Genomic DNA, 18636 nt, shown 5'->3' on the forward strand with positions numbered 1-18636 from the left:
AGTAAGAGGTTAAGTTTTAGTGTAATTAAACGAATAATATGCATCTTGTTTTCTTGTGTGTGTGTTCAGTGAAGCCTATTTTTAACATTACAAAGCGATGGAAGCAAGCATAAAAATTCCACAAAACAGATTTAAAAATGATTCAATTGGGTTTTTTAATTCAAACCAGATGCTTATTGAGAATTAAAATAACAAATACGCGACTAGTGACGCTTAAATTAATAAGCACTACAATATACCGTGCTTATATTAACTTTTTGCAATTTTTTTAAGCTATGCTTCTTTACTCGTTTCTCTTACGTAATGCCCGGCTCCACGAGTAATATAACGCAGCTGCCAAATAACGCGCTCAATTAATTCGTCGCGTTGCAATCCTTCTATATCGAGCGCTTCTGCACCCGCATTAAATACGAGCGTTACCATAGATTCCGCCTGAATATAGGCATGCATAGCGTTGCACTTAGTTTCACTTTCTAAATAATGAGCCAACTCTAAAATAAAATGTTTTACCTCGCGCGCTACTGCGGCTCTAAATGCTTTAGAAGTCCCAGAGCGTTCTCGCAGCAACAACCTAAATTGGTTACTTGAGTTATCAATAAACTCCATAAAAGTAACCACTGAGGTATTTATAACACTGCCGCCATCGTTCGCTATTCGTCTACGAGCTTGGCGCATAAGTTGGCGAAGGGTTAAACCCGCTTCGTCTACCATGGTTAAACCTAGCTCATCCATGTCTTTAAAATGACGATAAAAAGACGTTGGGGCAATACCGGCTTCTCGTGCTACTTCGCGTAAACTTAAATTCGAAAAACTATGATCAGCACTCAGCTGATTAAATGCCGCTTGAATTAACGCCTGTCGTGTTTTTTGTTTCTGTTGCGCTCTAACACCCGACATCAACAGCTCCCTGAATTATTTTATATGAATATTTAGTGATATTAGCTCAATTGTACAGTCTAATACTTGACGACAAGAGTTTGAAATACTATTTTAGCTTACAGTTGTACGCTGAGATTGAGAATTATGAATAAACCACCGATTATTTGGACAAACGTCCTATTTTTTAGCCTAACCTTTTTGGCGGCTGCCACACTTGTACCTTGGTACGCCATTAGCTACGGATTTACCAGCGCGCATTGGATTGCTTTTGTAGGCTGCATGTTTTATGCAGGCTTATCAATTACTGCCGGCTACCATCGATTATGGGCACATAAAACCTATAACGCACACCCTGCAGTTGAATTTATTTTTGCGCTTGGCGGTGCTTTTGCACTGCAAAACAGTGCATTGCATTGGAGTAGCGATCACCGTATACACCACGGTCAAGTTGACGACCCAATAAAAGACCCTTACGCGGCGACCAATGGTTTTTGGTATAGCCATATCGGGTGGATGTTACGTGACTACCAAGGCGATAGCTACGGTGATTATAGTAATTGTCGTGATTTACAGCGCAATAAAATAGTTATGTGGCAACATAAACATTACTTAAAGCTTGTGATTGCTATGAACGTAGGCTTGCCTCTTATACTTGGTTTATTGGTTGGTGATGTGTGGGGGATGTTAATTCTTGCAGGTTTACTACGCTTAGTACTGAGTCAACACTTTACCTTTTTTATAAATTCGGTTGCACATATTTGGGGCTCTCGCCCATACACCGAAAAAAATACGGCACGTGATAACGGCTTTTTAGCGTTATTTACTTATGGCGAGGGGTATCATAACTTCCACCATATTTTTGCAAGCGACTACCGTAACGGTATTAAATGGTTTCATTACGATCCAACAAAATGGATGATTCGCTCTTTAGCAGCTGTTGGTTTAGCCAATAAGTTAAAGCGTACTCCTGTTGAACGTATAGAAAAAGCGAAGGCCGAAACGCTCATGAGCAAAACGCAAACGCGTCTTGCAAAATTGCCTTTAGCACAAGATAAGATTACATTATTACAACAAGAGTACGATTTACTGCTGAAAAAACTGCAAAATTATTGTTCACTACAAAAACAAGTGTTAGAAGTTAAAAAAAATAACATGGCAAAGCAGTGTGAACGCTCAGCATTAATGGCACAATACCATGAGTTGGAAGCCGCCTGGGAAAATCAAAAACAGGCTTGGCTAGCACTTAATGCGAGGTTATTAAAAGCCTCTTTTAATTAATTTAGGAGTGGCTGTGGCCAAACAACCAGAACAAAAAAAAGTACCCGTGACATACCAATATGATGCAATAATTATTGGCACGGGTCCTGGCGGTGAAGGTACCGCCATGAACCTTTCAAAAAACGATAAAAAAGTAGCGGTTATTGAACGCCAAGAATCAGTTGGTGGCGGTTGTGTACATTGGGGAACAATTCCTTCAAAAGCGCTTCGCCACTCTGTTAGCCGCTATATTGAATACAAAGCAAATCCGTTATTCAATGTTGGTGAGCGCCCTAGCCGCTTAACATTTCCTGATATTTTACGTCACGCAAGTTCTGTTATTTCTAAGCAATCTAATTTACGTAGTAGCTTTTACGATCGCAACCGCATTCATATGTTTCAAGGTGATGCGAGCTTTGTAGATAAGCACACAATTGAAGTAAAACGAAATGATGGTTCAACTGAGCGACTGACTGCTAAAACGATTGTTATAGCAACGGGTTCGCGCCCTTATCGCCCGCCAGAGGTGGATTTTACGCATTCTCGTATTTACGAAAGTGACACAATACTTGGCCTTGAGCATGACCCTCATCGTGTACTGATTTATGGTGCAGGTGTAATTGGTTGTGAGTACGCGTCAATATTTAAAGGTTTAGGCGCTAAAGTTGATTTGGTTAATACACGCGACCGACTACTTGCTTTTATGGATGCAGAAATATCTGACGCACTTAGCTATCACTTTTGGAATAGCGGTATTGTTATTCGTCATAACGAAGAGTTTGACCGAATTGAGACGCGTGACGACTGCGTTATAATGCATTTAAAATCAGGTAAACGCGTAAAAGCTGACTGTATTTTATTTGCTAATGGTCGTACTGGTAACACTGATACACTAAATCTTGAAGCCATTGGCTTAAAAGCCGATAGCCGTGGCCAATTAAAAGTTAACGAAACATACCAAACAGAAATTGATAACGTTTACGCTGTAGGTGATGTAATTGGCTATCCTAGCCTTGCAAGTGCTGCGTTTGACCAAGGTCGTATAGCTGCTGATGCAATTGCATGTGGTAACTGCGATGACAGACTGATTGTTGATATTCCGGCTGGTATTTATACCATTCCAGAAATGAGCTCAGTAGGTAAAACCGAGCAAGAGCTTACAGCAGCTAAAGTACCATATGAAGTAGGCCGTGCTCAGTTTAAGCATTTGGCTCGCGCGCAAATTGCTGGTACTGAAGTAGGTAGTTTAAAAATATTATTCCACACCGAAACCAAAGAAGTACTTGGCGTACATTGTTTTGGCGAACGTGCCTCTGAAATTGTTCACATTGGCCAAGCCATTATGGAACAAAAAAATGGTGGCAATAATATCGACTACTTTGTAAATACCACATTTAACTACCCAACCATGGCTGAAGCCTACCGTGTTGCGGCATTAAATGGTTTAAATCGCTTATTTAAATAAGTAGTTTTAAAAGCCTTTATAAATAGGTAACAAAAAACCCGCAACTTAGCGGGTTTTTACTTTTAAACAGTTTTAAAGCTTGTTTAAGTGATTATTACTTATGGTACTTAGCACTTAGCTCATGTACTGCATTAATGAATACGCCAGCATTTTCAGGGTCTACATCTGGTGTAATACCGTGGCCTAAGTTAAACACGTGGCCATTGCCTGTACCGAAGTCTTCTAAAATAGTGCCTACTTCTTGGCGAATACGCTCTGGTGTACCGTGCAACATAGATGGGTCCATATTACCTTGTAGAGCTACTTTATCACCCACGCGGCGCTTAGCGTCGCTGATATTAATAGTCCAATCAAGGCCGATTGCATCACAGCCTGTTGCTGCAATAGCTTCAATCCATTGACCACCATTTTTAGTGAACAAAGTAACCGGTACTTTACGACCGTCGTACTCACGAATTAAGCCATCTACAATTTTATGCATGTATTGTAGTGAAAATTCGTTGTAATCGCGCGGGCTTAATACACCGCCCCATGAGTCAAATACCATTAGCGATTGCGCGCCAGCTTTAATTTGAGCATTTAAGTAATCAATAACTGAATCAGCTAACTTATCGAGTAATAAATGAAGTGTTTGCGGCTCTGCAAACGCCATTTTTTTGATTTTACCAAATACTTTGCTGCTACCGCCTTCAACCATATAAGTTGCTAGCGTCCAAGGTGAACCAGAAAAACCGATAAGCGGTACTTCACCTTTAAGTTCACGACGAATAGTGCTTACCGCGTTCATTACGTAGCCAAGCTCGTCAGTTGGATCAAGTTTTGGAATTTTTTTAACATCAGCAAGAGATGAAATAGGGCGTTCGAACTTAGGACCTTCGCCAGTTTCAAAGTACAGACCTAAACCCATCGCATCTGGAATCGTTAAAATATCACTAAATAATATAGCGGCATCTAACGGGTAGCGACGTAGTGGCTGCAGTGTAACTTCACATGCAAGCTCAGCATTACGGCACAGGCTCATAAAATCGCCCGCTTGTGCACGTGTAGCGCGATACTCTGGTAAATAGCGTCCTGCTTGGCGCATCATCCATACCGGAGTTACATCAACAGGTTGTTTTGCAAGTGCACGTAAATAACGGTCGTTTTTTAATTCGCTCATGGCGTAAATGATCCTAAGACTTGTATAAATTGTGCAAGATTGTACCACCATATTCTCCGACCCTCTATTGCTTAGGGACGAAAACAGCCTTACCTAGAGGCAGATCAATATAATCTACGGTTTCAACCTATTTTGACTATAAAACAAGCAAACAAACCATAACATTTAAAACTTTTTATTAATATGTTTGCAACATCGAAAAAAGCTTGTTATTGTTTGTCCCGCGTTAACAAAAACAATAATAAAAATCTTAAAATAATAAAAATAATAGTTTTAAAATAACAACAATAAAAATTATCTCATAAAAATAAGAAAGCTTGTTATAACAAGCCAATGAAAGAAATTAGACCACCTTAACCGGTGGTTTTTTCTTGCCTGCAATAAATCTCACCATTTACCATTCAATAAATTACATCGCTTTTAGAACATCTGTTTTACTTGTTGATATACACGCAAATTAAATATATCTTGATGTATATAAACTTATTATACTTAATTTAAAGACCAACCCAGCTAGGAGAACAGTTATGCTGACGCGTGTAGAAAAAGCTCAACAGAAATGGGGTGGTAGCCACACAGTAATCGATAAATGGTTAAATGAACGCCAAGAGCTTATTGTGCTCTTTTGTAAAATGGCTGGGTTTTCTCCATATGATAAAAAAGATCATGCTTTACCAGAGCCTGCTCAAATTGAATCTTTTTGCCAAATTCTGATGGATTACTTGTCTGCTGGTCATTTTGAAATTTATGATGACATTGCTAAAGCTTGTGAAAATAAAGGCCCAAAAAGCCAAGAACTTGCCAATGCAATTTACCCGCGCATTTCTAGTACAACTGATATTGCACTGGATTTTAACGATAAATACGCAGAAGTAGATAAAGAAGACTTATTAAAAGATTTTGATAACGATTTATCTGTTATCGGTGAAGCGCTAGAAGCACGATTTGCGTTAGAGGATGAGCTTATTGATAACTTGTTTTCTAATCACACGAATTAATACGTGTAAGTAACGTATTAAAAAAGGGACCTAAGGTCCCTTTTTACATTTATAAGCTAAATAACTTTTAGTTTATATGATGATTATTTTGCAGGAGCTGCGTCTTCATCGTTTTGAATTTCAAGTAATTCAACATCAAAAATAAGTGTTGAGTTAGCAGGAATTTTACCTAAATCGCGGTCGCCGTAAGCAAGTTCTGAAGGAATAGTAAACTTGTACTTAGAACCCACTGACATCAGCTGTAAACCTTCAGTCCAACCCGCAATTACGCGGTTAAGAGGAAAAGTTGTAGGTTCGTTGCGTGCATATGAGCTATCAAACTCAGTACCGTCTAATAAAGTACCTTTGTAGTGTACTTTAACTACATCAGTTGCTACTGGCTTTTCGCCATCACCTTCACTAAGCACTTCGTACTGCAGGCCAGACTCAGTTACTGTAACGCCTTCTTTTTTAGCGTTATCAGCTAAGTATTTAACACCCGCTTCTTTGCTTTTTTCAGACTCAACTTTTGCTGTTTCTTCTTGCTTAGTACGTACTGATGTATCTAATGCAGTTAACACTTCACGAATTTTTTCTTCGTCAATTTTTGCATTACCAGCAAGTGCATCTTCAAAACCACGAATTAAAAGTGCTTGGTCTAGTTCAATACCAATTTCAGTTTTGTCTGCTAGATCTTTATTTAAAAAGTTACCTACAGATGCACCAATACCGTATGCTTGTTGCTGTTCAACAGTGTCTAGCTTAACTTCTGCTTGCTCTTTTTTTGCTTCTTGATTACAAGCTGTAAGCGCTAAAACTGACGCTGCAATCAATGACAATTTAATCGTCTTTTTCATTTTAAATCTCCGACACACTTTGCAGTTGTCATTTATTGTATTATTACTAGTTAAAGATTAACGGCCTACATGATAGGCTGCTTGTTTAATGACTAAATTTCACATTGTTAGCTAAACTAAAAACATATCCAGTGATTAGACAAACAACCTAGGCATTCAACGCGTCCTAGTCTAACCTCTCAGTCACTAAGAGTTAAGAGGAAATACCTGTAACATGTCGATATTTCGTACTTTTTTAATCGTATTTAGCTGTTTTTTAGCCATCGCCTGTACCGATAAAAAACAACAGGCTGTAGCAAGCTACGAACATGCTGCGCAAGGTGCATTTTCATCAACGCTATCGAACGATGGTAAATACAGCTTGATCTCCTCCATTAACCATGGGGTCGCCCTGTGGGATAATCAACAGCAAGCGCTAAAATACCAGTGGTTTCAGCAACAATCACAAGATAGCCTAGTGTATGCAGTAGCCATTGCTTTTGATAACAGCGTGGCCGTTACCGCCGAAAAAACCACGTTTGCGGTGTGGGATATAACCACAGGCAAAAATAAAGGTTATTACAAAATACAAAAAGCCAGTATTCGCGATATTGCCATTAGCAATCAAGGCCGTAGTGTTTTATACGGCCGTAGCGACGGCGTAGTTGTATTCATAAACCTTGAAACCGGCAGACGTATCGAATTTTTAGGCCATCAAGATAAAGTTAACACCGTTGACCTTTCACCTAACGGACGCTTTGCTTTAAGCGGCTCTAACGATTATGTTGCTTACTTTTGGGATACACGTACAGGGCAAGTAATTCATCGTTTTAATCACCCAACGCGTGTTACCCACGTAACGCTCGATCCACAAGGTCGCTATGCGTTTACGGCCGATAGTATGGCACAAGCAAATGTATGGAAGCTGACTACAGGTGATCTTGTGAGTAAACTGAAGTATATTGCGCGTCAGAAAATTTTTACTGCTGTGCGTTTTAACGAACAAGGCACTTTGCTTGCAACCGGCTCGCCAAATAAGCGCGTAGATTTGTGGCAAATACCAAGCGGTGAAAAAATTCAAACTTGGCAGGTTGCCCCGCGCGAAGGCAGTAAGCCTAAATCGGCGGTGGTGCTAGATGTGACATTTACAGATAACGGTAAGTCGTTGTTAACCGAAAGCTCCAGCGGTATCGCAGAGCGATTTATTATACGAGAGAATAATGAACACAATTGAACATCGCTTAATGGAACTTGAAGCCAAAGTGGCTTTTCAAGACGAAACAATTGAAGTCTTAAATGATGAAATAAAAGTGCACCAGCAACTTTTAGCAAAAATGAAACGCCAAACAGAGCTGCTAGCAGAAAAAATTAAAGAGTCGCAGTCATCATCGTCTATGATGTCAGAAGCACCTGAGCCGCCTCCACCGCATTACTAAAGCCGGTAAAAATTAGGCAATAAAAAACCGGGTTAGTCGCCCGGTTTAAACACACCAATTACTTGTTCAAATTGGCGAGTAGACGCCTGAACAGCGTTATCGGGTTGCGCCATTTTATGACCACACTCAACACACTCTACTTTTTCAACATCATGTTCTCTGTATAGCATCATAGTATCCATGGCTTTGCAGTCAGGGCACGATGCACCAGCAATAAATCGCTTCTTTTGTCTCACAACATTTTTCCTGTGGTTTGAACTGCCGCTATTTTATCGTATAACTTCACTTGTTGATACGCTTGATAAGCGCATTAAGTTCTATGTTATGATAGCGCCAACTTAACAAGGGCACAGCAAAGTAACGCATTCATGATCCAAATCTCAGAAATAGAACTACTTCGTGGCGGTAAAGCCTTATTAAAAAACGCATCAGCTACGTTATTTCCAGAACACAAAGTAGGCCTTGTTGGCGCTAATGGCTGTGGAAAATCAACGTTATTTGGTTTACTAAAATCAGAACTGCAACTAGATGCCGGTAATTGCAATATTCCAAAAGATTGGTCTATTGCCTCAGTAAAGCAAGAAACTCCAGCCCTTGAAATAAGCGCAATTGATTATGTACTCCAAGGCCATCCAGAATACTATGCAATGCGTATAGCACTGCGTGAGGCCGAGCAAAACAACGATGGCGATACACAAGCCAAAGTACATATTCAGCTTGAAAACATTAAAGGCTATAGCATTGAATCAACCGCAGGTGAGCTATTACACGGCTTAGGCTTTGCTAATAACCTAATAGAAAACCCTGTCAGCTCGTTTTCGGGTGGTTGGCGTATGCGTTTAAACCTTGCCCAAGCATTAATACGCGACGCCGATTTACTACTTCTTGATGAGCCAACAAACCACCTTGATTTAGATGCTGTTTATTGGCTTGAACGCTTTTTACGCGCTTACACCGGCACCCTTGTACTTATATCGCATGACCGTGAGTTTTTAGATGCGGTGGTTGATCAAATTTGGCACGTAGATAAGCAACTTATCAACGTTTACAAAGGTAACTACTCGCAGTTTGAACGCCAAAAAGCAGAGCGTTTACTACAACAACAAGCAATGTTTGATAAGCAACAAGATCAAATTGCGCACCTTGAGCAGTTTATAACGCGCTTTAAAGCAAAAGCCAGTAAAGCTAAACAAGCACAAAGCCGTGTGAAAGCACTTGAACGCATGGAAAAACTAGCGCCGGCACATGCCGACTCGCCATTTAACTTTGAGTTTGCAGAGCCAAAAGCATTACCAAACCCACTAATGACAATAGATAAAGCCAAAGCGGGTTATGGTGACGTCACTATTTTAAATAATATAGAGCTAAACCTTGTACCAGGCAGCCGAATTGCTTTACTTGGTCGAAATGGCGCAGGTAAATCAACATTAATTAAACTGCTTTCTGGTGATTTAGAGCCGCAAGCTGGCGAAGTTATTCAGCATCACGGATTAAATATTGGTTACTTTGCGCAGCATCAGCTTGAATCTCTTGATTTAAAAGCCAGTGCAATAATGCACTTGCAACGCCTCGACCCAAAAGCCACTGAGCAATCACTACGTGACTTTTTAGGTGGTTTTGCCTTTATTGGCGATAAAGCCCTTGAGCCCGTAGCCCCATTTTCGGGCGGCGAAAAAGCACGTTTAGTACTTGCCATGTTGGTATACCAAAAGCCAAACTTATTACTACTCGATGAGCCTACAAACCACCTTGATTTAGAAATGCGCCATGCACTTGTTATGGCACTGCAAGGCTTTGAAGGCGCCATGGTTACCGTATCGCACGACCGCCATATGCTTAAAAATACCGCCGATGAGTTTTACCTAGTCGATGACGGCAAAGTAACCCAGTTTGGTTACGACTTAGATGCGTATTACCAGTGGTTACTCAATGCCAATAAAGAAGCGGTTAAAGCGCAGCAAAGCGACGAGCCTAAAGCAAATCCGGGTGTTAACCGTAAAGAGCAAAAACGCTTAGAGGCTGAGTTTAGAAAGGCCACTCAGCCACTTAAAAAGCAAATTGAAAAGCTTGAAAAGCAACTCGATAAATTCACCGCAGAACTAGCTGAAGTTGAAGAAGCACTCGGCGATAACGAACTCTACAACGACGATAACAAAGCCAAGCTTAAAGAGTTATTAGCTAAGCAAGCAACCCTTACGCCTAAACTTAACGACCTTGAAGAAGAGTTACTTATGGCACTTGAAGAAATGGAAGAAAAAGAACAGGCATTCGCCGATGAACTTGCTCAATAGCGACCATTTTTGGCAGTTTGCGTGCACCTTGTACGCAAAGCCTGAGCAACAAACAACCTTGCTGGCACTACAAAACCAGCAAGGAAAAAACGTTAATTTATGCTTATTACTACTTTATTTAGATTCATTAAATTTAAGTATTAATACCCAACAGCTAAACGAGTTAACACAAGTAGTGAGTGAGTTTGATACTCACGTATTACAACCCCTGCGCGCCGCACGCAGCTATTTAAAAACTAATCAGAATACGATAAGTGATTACGCTACAATACGCGCAGAGTTACTAAGCACTGAGCTAAAGCTTGAAAAACAACAGCAATGCATGCTCATAAGCACCGCTAACGGTCTTAAATTAAAAACTTCTGATACACCCAACAATATAAAGCTATACGTGTAAGTAAATACATTTCATACATTGTTGAAGTACGCACCGAATCTATAGAACACCCTCTTAAAGCATGATCTAAATCAACTTAACTTCGCACTTACATCTGCTTAAGTAAATAAATTGATCTCGATCACATTGCGACCTGCAAGCACCGCTTATGATTAACCCATCAAAAACGAGGGGAGCAACTTATGAGCGTATTCTTTAGAGACTTTTTTACAGATCCAGTTTTATTTATGTCTTTTGGGTTTTTAACCATTGTTGTTTCTCTGTGTATCTTTTTTGCTTTTTTCTTTCTTAAAAAGATACATGATGCAGAAGTTCCTGAACAAAATTAAGCACGACGCACAAAGCGCCCTATCAGTTACTGATTAGGCGCTTTTTATTCTTTTTGATACACTAGCGATTCTTTTTTGCAAAGTGTGTAGTACAAATATGATCCCACAGTTTAAACCCGCATGGTGGATGACAAACCGTCACGTTCAAACCATAATGCCGCGTTTTTTCCGCCCATTTCATAACACTAGCTACGAACTTGAGCAACTTGATACACCCGATGGCGATTTTATCGAACTTGCTTGGTCACTTCCGCATAACGAAACTGCACCTCTTGCTATAGTCCTTCATGGCCTTGAAGGTAATATAAATAGCTTTTACGCTAAAGGCATGATGAAGGCATTAAAAAAGCAAGGTTATGCAGTTGTACTTATGCACTTTAGAAATTGCTCAACCGAAGTAAATCGCTTGCCTCGCGCATATCATAGTGGTGATACCGCCGACTTAGCTTTTTTTATTAATCATCTAAAGCAACAATATCCAAATAGACCCATGGTTGCCGTTGGCTTTTCTCTTGGCGGTAATGTACTTGCCAAATACTTAGGTGAACAAGCACTAGCATGTCCTTTAAGCGCGGCTGCGGTTGTTTCTGCACCTTATGATTTGTCGTCATCAAGCGATGTAATTCGTAAAAGCCTAGGTAAAATTTATCAAAAGTATTTGCTCGATCGGATGAAAAAATCAATGCAGCGAAAGCTGCCACAAATTAAGCAGCAAATATCTATCACTACCGATCAATTAATGAACATTGACGACCTATTAGAGTTTGATAACCAGCTAACGGCTCCTTTGCACGGCTTTGAAAACGCTCACGATTACTATCGTCAAGCCAGTGCGATGCCATATTTAAAGCATATTGCTGTGCCTACATTAATTATTCATGCAAAAGACGACCCCATGCTCTCAATTAAGGCCGTACCAAGTAGGCAAGACGTAAGTGAGCATGTTACGCTGCGCATCTCTGACAAAGGCGGACACGTTGGTTTTATTAGCGGTAAAAATCCGTTTAAGCCTATTTTTTGGTTAGAGAAGGCCGTGCCCAGTTATTTTGGGGAACATGTTTTAAATAAAGCGAGTAAAAAGCAGTAATGATCATCCCTTTTGAACAACTCGATAAAGATACGCTATACAACTTAATAGAAAGCTATGTTTTACGTGAAGGCACTGACTACGGTGAAGTAGAGGCAAGCATTGAATCGAAAGTAAACCAAGTTAAGCTTCAGCTTAAAAATGGTGAAGCGATGGTGTTTTTCTCTGAATTGCATGAGTCAGTTACTATTATTTCTAAGGGCGAATTTAAAGCGCTGCAAAGTGAAGAGCATCAAGCGCAGTCGTTTGATTAGTGCACAACACTTGTAACTTTTGAATTGAACGTACACAATGGCTTTTTACCCAAAGAGCCAAAACATGATAAAACTCAGCACTCTAGTGGTAGCCATATCACTAGCTTTAACTAGCCAAGCCCAAGCAGAACAAACAATAATAGCATCTGACAAGGCAATTAAACTCGCTAAAGACACCATTTTAATTGATACCCATATTGACGTACCTTATCGAATTCACGAAAGCTGGGTTGATGTAACCAAAGCAACAACTGATGGCGATTTTGACTATCCTCGCGCTGTAAAAGGCGGTTTAAACGCCCCATTTATGTCAATTTATATTCCTGCGCATTTAGAGTTTGAAGGTAAAGGAAAAAGCTATCAGCTAGCCAATCAAATGATTGATAGTATGGAAGCCATAGCCCAGCGCGCACCCGATAAGTTTGCTATTGCGAGCTCAAGCACTGATATAGAAGAGCAATTTAAACAAGGCAAGCTTTCTATAGCGATGGGTATGGAAAACGGCTCTCCTATTGAAGGGGATATGAAAAACCTTCAGCACTTTTACGACCGTGGCATTCGCTACATTACGCTAGCGCACTCGCAAAGCAACCATATTTCGGATTCGTCTTACGATATACGCCGTAAATGGAAAGGCTTAAGCCCATTTGGTAAAGAGCTTGTCACTGAAATGAATAATATTGGTATGCTAATCGATGTATCGCATATTTCTGATGATGCGTTTTATCAGGTTATGGAGCTTTCTAAAACACCAGTAATTGCCTCTCATTCATCACTTCGTAAATACACGCCTGGCTTTGAGCGCAATATGAATGACGATATGTTATTAGCGCTGAAAAAAAATGGCGGCGTTATTCAAATCAACTTTGGCTCAAGCTTTGTTACCGCTAAAGCAGGTAGTTGGGGCAAGCAATTAAAAAACACAAAAGAGTCAGCTAAAAAAGAAGGCACTAAGTTAAGTAAAGATTTTGATGCTGCGTACCGCGCTAAAAACCCATACCCATTTGCAAGTCTTGAGCAAGTGCTTGACCATATTGATCACGTAGTTGAGCTAATTGGTATTGATTATGTAGGTATTGGCTCTGATTATGATGGGGTTGGCGATTCATTACCTATCGGTTTAAAAGATGTATCTAGCTACCCTAATCTTGTTCAAGGTTTAATGGATAGAGATTACAGCGATAAAGATATTAAAAAGATTCTTAGCGGTAATTTATTAAGAGTTTTAAAACAAGCTGAAGAGTATGCGAAAAAGCATTAAAGCTTTTATCATATATTAGTAATTGGCTAAAAGACCAAGAGCTAACTCAATATAAGCACGGCCTAGCCGTGCTTTTTTTATATCTAAGAGCTCAGTTATTTTCAGCAACCTTTTTCCTCGGGTTTCGTAAAACTCAACCCAAGCTACGGCAATAAAGCTATACCTAGGAGCAAATCACTTTTCTTCAGGCATTAAAAAAGGCCACCTGAGTGACCTTTTTATAACAATTAACTTTAAAGCTAATAATTACGCTTTGAACGTTGCTACAAAGTACCTACGCCTAAGGTAAGAGCGCCACCTTCATATGACACTTTTCTTCAGGCATTAAAAAAGGCCACCTGAGTGACCTTTTTCTAACAATTAACTTAAAAGTTAATTATTACGCTACGATAGTTGCTACAACACCAGCACCTACAGTACGACCACCTTCACGGATAGCAAAACGAAGACCTTCATCCATCGCGATTGGTGCGATTAGAGTTACTGTCATCTTGATGTTATCACCAGGCATTACCATTTCTACGCCTTCTGGTAACTGTACGTCACCAGTTACGTCAGTTGTACGGAAGTAGAACTGTGGACGGTAACCTTTGAAGAATGGAGTATGACGACCACCTTCATCTTTAGAAAGTACGTATACTTCTGAAGTGAATGTAGTATGTGGGTTGATTGAACCAGGCTTAGCTAGTACTTGACCACGTTCAACGTCTTCACGCTTAGTACCACGTAGAAGTGCGCCGATGTTTTCGCCAGCACGACCTTCGTCAAGAAGCTTACGGAACATTTCAACACCAGTACAAGTAGACTTAGTAGTCTCTTTGATACCAACGATTTCAACTTCGTCATTTACGTTGATGATACCAGCTTCAACACGACCAGTTACAACAGTACCACGACCCTGGATTGAGAAAACGTCTTCGATAGGCATGATGAAAGGCTTATCGATGTCACGCTCTGGCTCTGGGATGTAAGAATCAAGTGCGTTTGCAAGCTCAACAATCTTATCTTCCCACTCTTTCTCGCCTTCTAACGCTTTAAGCGCAGAACCAGCGATTAGAGGTAAGTCATCACCTGGGAAATCGTATTCTGAAAGAAGTTCACGAACTTCCATTTCTACTAGTTCAAGTAGCTCTTCGTCATCTACCATGTCACATTTGTTCATGAACACGATGATGTAAGGAACGCCAACTTGACGAGAAAGAAGGATGTGCTCACGTGTTTGTGGCATAGGGCCATCTGTCGCAGCAACTACTAAGATCGCGCCATCCATTTGAGCAGCACCAGTGATCATGTTTTTAACATAATCGGCGTGACCAGGACAATCTACGTGTGCGTAGTGACGTGTAGGAGTATCGTATTCAACGTGAGACGTTGAAATAGTGATACCACGTTCGCGCTCTTCAGGAGCGTTGTCGATTGATGCGAAATCTTTAGCAACACCGCCGTATACTTTTGCAAGTACGTTAGTGATTGCTGCAGTTAGTGTAGTTTTACCGTGGTCAACGTGGCCGATTGTACCAACGTTTACGTGCGGTTTTACGCGTTCAAACTTTTCTTTTGCCATGACGGAACCTATCAGTTTTGTGTATCTAAATTACATATGAAAATAATCCACCAGAGGTAGATTAAGTTAATTTTTTCAAATAGTATTTTCTGACAGATAAAGGAAGTAATCAAGGAGATTCTTAGGACTGGTGCTGATAGGCAGAGTCGAACTGCCGACCTCACCCTTACCAAGGGTGCGCTCTACCAACTGAGCTATATCAGCAACACAAGAACTGGAGCGGGCAGCGGGAATCGAACCCGCATCATCAGCTTGGAAGGCTGAGGTAATAGCCATTATACGATGCCCGCATAAAAATCTGTTCTTAAACTACCTCTAACCGTCAAGAATAAAGTGGTGGAGGGAGCTGGATTCGAACCAGCGAAGGCTGAGCCGTCAGATTTACAGTCTGATCCCTTTGGCCGCTCGGGAACCCCTCCACGATAATTCTCTACTAATTCACTTCCGGTAAAAGGAAAGTGGTGCCGACTAACCGAGTCGAACGGTTGACCTACTGATTACAAGTCAGTTGCTCTACCAGCTGAGCTAAGTCGGCACTGCTTTAGTACGGGGCGAGATATTAGAGTAAGGTTTATTGGGATGCAACTATAAAATTAAAAAAAGTGTAAATTTTTAGTTTAAATGCTCAATATTCACGCGAAAACACGTTTTTTGCACTTTTTTATGTTGTTTTACTTAGTTCGCGCCAATAATGTAACCCCCTCATTACTAGCAATGAATCAAAAATACTTCCTGCAAATTGCTGCTGTAAAAGTAAGCCATAGCCACCAGCAAAAATTATTTGTACTTTTTGCTCTGTTTTTTTATCCGTTAAGTGCAACTTAGCTTGCTCAATTGCTCCAATGGTTGCGACTAAAGCACCGTTTTTTAAACCATTAGGCGTATTTTTACCCAGTTCATTGGTGAATGGAGTTTTACCGTCATCAAAAACACGTTGAGTATTTTGTGTAAGTGATGAGGTCATTAAATCAAGCCCGGGTAAAATCCAGCCTCCTAAATGTAACCCTTCACTATTAAGCACATCAATTGTTGTCGCAGTACCTGCATCAACAACAATGCATGCTGTGCTTGGATATAACGTAAAGCCTGCAATAAGCGCAAGCCACCTGTCTATGCCTAAGTTAGCTACATGCTCGTAAGCGCATACAAGATTTCCAAGCGTTTTGGTTACCTTGGCTTCAAAACAAATAATATTATTGCTAGCCGCTTGCGCGAGAATATCGTTTAGTAAATCACTGCGCCCTACACATGCATAAATCACTTCGGTTATTTGTAACCAAGGCAGGTTATTTATATCTGCCGGTTGTGCTTGCTCGTTATGCCACAACACAGCTTTTAATGATGTATTTCCTACGTCGATCAATAATCTCATAATTGCGCCTTTCTAAGGGAAACTTCCCCACCGTAATAACTTTTTACTTCCCCGTCTTGGCGAATTCGTATTCCACCTTGTGGGTCAATTCCTTCACATATTCCACGCCAGCTTCTGTGCCCTGTGTTTAGTTCAACATATTCACCAGCAAACGCATTGAGCGAATTCCATTGCTCATACATTCCTTGCAAGCCCGTTTGACGATAAAGCGACAAACGCTGCTCTAAATAATAAGTAAGTGATGCCACCAGTGAATTTTTATCAAGTTGTTGAGTATGCTGACTTAGGTCGGTCCATGCTTGATCTATATTTTTACTAAAACTTTCTGGCATTTGTAAATTAATACCGATACCAATCACTAACTGACAAGGTCCTTGCGGTTGTCCATCTAATTCAACTAATACACCTGCAAGTTTTTGCTTATTTATATAAATATCGTTAGGCCACTTAAGTTCTACGTCAACTTGGTATAACGCTTTAATAGCATCATAAACAGCAAGACCTACTGCAATTGATACGCCCATTGCAGCTTGTAAGCCGTCATCTAAACGCCAAAAGTAACTGTAATACAAATTAGCGCCGAATGGGGATTGCCAAACACGGCCGCGTCTACCACGTCCTGCTTGCTGCATTTCAGCAACAATAACAATGCCAGACTCAAGCGTTGTTTTGGCCTGTATACGGCGCATAAGCTCGCTGTTAGTCGAATCAATAATAGGGTGTACTTCTACATCGGCAGTATTTGCACCTAGCGCTTTGTAGTGCTGATCAATTTGCGTTTTATTTAAAAGGCCCACCTGACTATTCAAACAATAGCCTTTGCCAGTCACTTTAAAAATATCCAAGCCCATTTCTTGTAACGTTTTAATATGTTTACTTACCGCAGCTCGGCTAATGCCAAGCTGTTCACCCAGCGCTTGGCCAGATACAAAAACACCTTGCTTTAAAGCATTTAAAATAGCGAGTTTGTTTCCATCAGGTGCTTTCATTACTTAGGCTCCGCGTTAATATGGCATTCGCTGCGTGCATCCATTAAACGTACTTCGTGCTCTAACATAATGTTGTAACGCGTATAAACCACTCGCTGAATGTGTTTAATTATTTTTATTAGGTCGCTGCCTTCACTATTTCCGTGATTAACAAGTACTAGTGCTTGTTGTTGATGCACTTCAATACCTGCCTCGCGGTGCCCTTTTAAACCACTTTGATCGATTAACCAACCTGCCGCGACCTTATGATGACTTTGCCCATATTCGTAATGAGGTAAATCAGCAAATTGCTTTAATAGCTCAGCTAACTGCTGGTTGGTTATTATAGGGTTTTTAAAAAAGCTACCCGCATTGGCAAGTGTATATGGGTTAGGTAATTTGCTATTGCGAGTTTGTATTATTTGATCGAACACAGCCTGCGGCGTAACAACCTTAAGTTGCTGCAAAGGGCCATAACTCAATACTGGTTGCCATTTTTTTGGGAGCGCTAAATGTACCTGCGTGATCACCGCTTTATTTTTAAGGGCATGTTTAAATATTGAGTCTCTGTAAGCAAATTCACATTGTTCGTTATTTAATAAATGCATAGTGTTAGTGGTTATATCAAAGTATTCTACCAACTCAATAAATTTAGCTATCTCAATGCCATAAGCACCAATATTTTGTACCGGCGATGCGCCAACAGTCCCTGGTATAAGTGCTAGATTTTCAAGCCCCGGTATATTTTCCTCTAATAAATAACTGACTAGTTGATGCCAGTTTTCGCCTGCGGCAATACTTATTAGTGTGTCGCTCTCACGCTCGGTAATTTTAATACCTTTTAAGGCTATCTTTATAACCGTACCCATGTAGTCATTTAAAAATACGGTATTACTGCCCTCGCCTAGCAAACAAAACGGCGCGCTAAAACTTTGCGTTTTAAGTTGCTCAAGCTGAGTAATTTCAACAAAATTTTGGCATTGGCTGTTTAATGCGAATGTATGTAAGGAGTGTAATGAATGCGCCACAAAGCTCTCTAAAAATACCGGTAACTAATCGCAATAGTTTACCTCATCATCGCAAATGTGGCACTAGATTGTAAAA

Annotated in this window: 18 protein-coding genes and 4 tRNA genes; 10 read left to right on the forward strand and 12 right to left on the reverse strand. The window is 40.4% G+C overall.

Annotated elements, in window-relative coordinates:
- Positions 1-273: 273 nt before the first annotated feature.
- Positions 274-897 (reverse strand): HTH-type transcriptional repressor FabR, encoded by a 624-nt coding sequence (gene fabR / locus LOS73_RS20835; RefSeq protein WP_002961087.1) that lies wholly within the window; start codon positions 895-897, stop codon positions 274-276.
- Positions 898-1023: 126 nt separating this feature from the next.
- Between fabR and LOS73_RS20840 the strand changes: the two genes are divergently transcribed.
- A complete protein-coding gene (locus LOS73_RS20840; RefSeq protein ID WP_033030296.1) occupies positions 1024-2157 on the forward strand; it encodes an acyl-CoA desaturase in 1134 nt (377 codons plus the stop codon).
- A gap of 13 nt (positions 2158-2170) precedes the next feature.
- Entirely contained in the window at positions 2171-3601 is a 1431-nt protein-coding gene (gene sthA / locus LOS73_RS20845; RefSeq protein ID WP_007378904.1) for a Si-specific NAD(P)(+) transhydrogenase, read from the forward strand.
- Between the two features lie 94 nt (positions 3602-3695).
- Here sthA and hemE read toward each other — a convergent pair whose 3' ends face one another.
- Positions 3696-4760 (reverse strand): uroporphyrinogen decarboxylase, encoded by a 1065-nt coding sequence (gene hemE / locus LOS73_RS20850; protein WP_002961084.1) that lies wholly within the window; start codon positions 4758-4760, stop codon positions 3696-3698.
- A 527-nt stretch (positions 4761-5287) separates the two neighbouring features.
- Here hemE and LOS73_RS20855 point away from each other — a divergent pair.
- Positions 5288-5758: an Rsd/AlgQ family anti-sigma factor gene (locus LOS73_RS20855; protein ID WP_008138658.1), complete on the forward strand. Its 471-nt coding sequence runs from the start codon at positions 5288-5290 to the stop codon at positions 5756-5758.
- Between the two features lie 83 nt (positions 5759-5841).
- Here the strand turns inward: LOS73_RS20855 and fkpA are convergent, their stop codons facing one another.
- Complete coding sequence (fkpA, locus tag LOS73_RS20860) at positions 5842-6594, reverse strand: FKBP-type peptidyl-prolyl cis-trans isomerase (RefSeq protein WP_007378902.1); 753 nt, start codon at positions 6592-6594, stop codon at positions 5842-5844.
- A gap of 214 nt (positions 6595-6808) precedes the next feature.
- On the opposite strand from fkpA, the gene LOS73_RS20865 reads away from it, so the two are divergent.
- Positions 6809-7807 (forward strand): WD40 repeat domain-containing protein, encoded by a 999-nt coding sequence (locus LOS73_RS20865; RefSeq protein WP_457934253.1) that lies wholly within the window; start codon positions 6809-6811, stop codon positions 7805-7807.
- Entirely contained in the window at positions 7794-8009 is a 216-nt protein-coding gene (locus LOS73_RS20870) for a SlyX family protein (RefSeq protein ID WP_007378900.1), read from the forward strand. Before LOS73_RS20865 ends, LOS73_RS20870 begins: the two co-directional genes overlap by 14 nt.
- Positions 8010-8041: 32 nt before the next feature.
- Here LOS73_RS20870 and LOS73_RS20875 read toward each other — a convergent pair whose 3' ends face one another.
- The gene (locus LOS73_RS20875) at positions 8042-8245 is read right to left on the reverse strand and encodes a YheV family putative zinc ribbon protein (RefSeq protein ID WP_007378899.1); all 204 of its coding nucleotides are present in this window, start codon (positions 8243-8245) and stop codon (positions 8042-8044) included.
- Between the two features lie 132 nt (positions 8246-8377).
- Between LOS73_RS20875 and LOS73_RS20880 the strand changes: the two genes are divergently transcribed.
- The 5 genes from LOS73_RS20880 to LOS73_RS20900 all read left to right on the forward strand — a co-directional run bounded on the left by LOS73_RS20880 (position 8378) and on the right by LOS73_RS20900 (position 13628).
- Positions 8378-10300 carry an ATP-binding cassette domain-containing protein gene (locus LOS73_RS20880; RefSeq protein ID WP_457934254.1) on the forward strand — a complete coding sequence of 641 codons (1923 nt, stop codon included), beginning with the start codon at positions 8378-8380 and terminating at the stop codon, positions 10298-10300.
- Positions 10284-10697, forward strand: coding sequence for a TIGR02444 family protein (locus LOS73_RS20885; protein ID WP_033030302.1), 414 nt, complete (start codon positions 10284-10286; stop codon positions 10695-10697). The genes LOS73_RS20880 and LOS73_RS20885 overlap by 17 nt, the downstream gene beginning before the upstream one ends.
- Positions 10698-11123: 426 nt before the next feature.
- Positions 11124-12113 (forward strand): hydrolase, encoded by a 990-nt coding sequence (locus LOS73_RS20890; protein WP_007378895.1) that lies wholly within the window; start codon positions 11124-11126, stop codon positions 12111-12113.
- On the forward strand, positions 12113-12367 hold the full coding sequence (locus LOS73_RS20895) for a YheU family protein (protein WP_007378894.1): 255 nt from the start codon (positions 12113-12115) through the stop codon (positions 12365-12367). The genes LOS73_RS20890 and LOS73_RS20895 overlap by 1 nt, the downstream gene beginning before the upstream one ends.
- A 64-nt stretch (positions 12368-12431) precedes the next feature.
- Positions 12432-13628: a dipeptidase gene (locus LOS73_RS20900; RefSeq protein WP_007378893.1), complete on the forward strand. Its 1197-nt coding sequence runs from the start codon at positions 12432-12434 to the stop codon at positions 13626-13628.
- 379 nt (positions 13629-14007) lie between these two features.
- Here the strand turns inward: LOS73_RS20900 and tuf are convergent, their stop codons facing one another.
- The 8 genes from tuf to murB form a co-directional block, all read right to left on the reverse strand.
- Entirely contained in the window at positions 14008-15192 is a 1185-nt protein-coding gene (gene tuf, locus LOS73_RS20905; protein ID WP_058230523.1) for an elongation factor Tu, read from the reverse strand.
- 128 nt (positions 15193-15320) lie between these two features.
- Positions 15321-15396 (reverse strand) — tRNA-Thr (locus tag LOS73_RS20910).
- 11 nt (positions 15397-15407) lie between these two features.
- Positions 15408-15482 (reverse strand) — tRNA-Gly (locus LOS73_RS20915).
- Positions 15483-15526: 44 nt separating this feature from the next.
- Positions 15527-15611 (reverse strand) — tRNA-Tyr (locus LOS73_RS20920).
- A gap of 40 nt (positions 15612-15651) precedes the next feature.
- Positions 15652-15727, reverse strand: a tRNA-Thr gene (locus LOS73_RS20925).
- Between the two features lie 126 nt (positions 15728-15853).
- Positions 15854-16564, reverse strand: coding sequence for a type III pantothenate kinase (locus tag LOS73_RS20930; protein ID WP_457934255.1), 711 nt, complete (start codon positions 16562-16564; stop codon positions 15854-15856).
- Positions 16561-17553: a bifunctional biotin--[acetyl-CoA-carboxylase] ligase/biotin operon repressor BirA gene (gene birA / locus LOS73_RS20935; protein WP_457934256.1), complete on the reverse strand. Its 993-nt coding sequence runs from the start codon at positions 17551-17553 to the stop codon at positions 16561-16563. Before birA ends, LOS73_RS20930 begins: the two co-directional genes overlap by 4 nt.
- Entirely contained in the window at positions 17553-18560 is a 1008-nt protein-coding gene (gene murB, locus LOS73_RS20940; protein ID WP_457934258.1) for a UDP-N-acetylmuramate dehydrogenase, read from the reverse strand. The genes birA and murB overlap by 1 nt, the downstream gene beginning before the upstream one ends.
- Between the last annotated feature and the right edge of the window lie 76 nt (positions 18561-18636).

The organism is Pseudoalteromonas sp. SCSIO 43210 (genome assembly GCF_054133285.1).

Coding starts and splice junctions, on each gene's coding strand:
- LOS73_RS20865 (WP_457934253.1), top strand. CDS start 6,809: ATGTCGATATTTCGTACTTTTTTAATCGTATTTAGCTGTTTTTTAGCC.
- tuf (WP_058230523.1), bottom strand. CDS start 15,192: ATGGCAAAAGAAAAGTTTGAACGCGTAAAACCGCACGTAAACGTTGGT.
- hemE (WP_002961084.1), bottom strand. CDS start 4,760: ATGAGCGAATTAAAAAACGACCGTTATTTACGTGCACTTGCAAAACAA.
- LOS73_RS20855 (WP_008138658.1), top strand. CDS start 5,288: ATGCTGACGCGTGTAGAAAAAGCTCAACAGAAATGGGGTGGTAGCCAC.
- birA (WP_457934256.1), bottom strand. CDS start 17,553: ATGAAAGCACCTGATGGAAACAAACTCGCTATTTTAAATGCTTTAAAG.
- LOS73_RS20890 (WP_007378895.1), top strand. CDS start 11,124: ATGATCCCACAGTTTAAACCCGCATGGTGGATGACAAACCGTCACGTT.
- LOS73_RS20880 (WP_457934254.1), top strand. CDS start 8,378: ATGATCCAAATCTCAGAAATAGAACTACTTCGTGGCGGTAAAGCCTTA.
- LOS73_RS20840 (WP_033030296.1), top strand. CDS start 1,024: ATGAATAAACCACCGATTATTTGGACAAACGTCCTATTTTTTAGCCTA.
- LOS73_RS20895 (WP_007378894.1), top strand. CDS start 12,113: ATGATCATCCCTTTTGAACAACTCGATAAAGATACGCTATACAACTTA.
- fkpA (WP_007378902.1), bottom strand. CDS start 6,594: ATGAAAAAGACGATTAAATTGTCATTGATTGCAGCGTCAGTTTTAGCG.
- LOS73_RS20930 (WP_457934255.1), bottom strand. CDS start 16,564: ATGAGATTATTGATCGACGTAGGAAATACATCATTAAAAGCTGTGTTG.
- LOS73_RS20870 (WP_007378900.1), top strand. CDS start 7,794: ATGAACACAATTGAACATCGCTTAATGGAACTTGAAGCCAAAGTGGCT.
- LOS73_RS20900 (WP_007378893.1), top strand. CDS start 12,432: ATGATAAAACTCAGCACTCTAGTGGTAGCCATATCACTAGCTTTAACT.
- fabR (WP_002961087.1), bottom strand. CDS start 897: ATGTCGGGTGTTAGAGCGCAACAGAAACAAAAAACACGACAGGCGTTA.
- LOS73_RS20885 (WP_033030302.1), top strand. CDS start 10,284: ATGAACTTGCTCAATAGCGACCATTTTTGGCAGTTTGCGTGCACCTTG.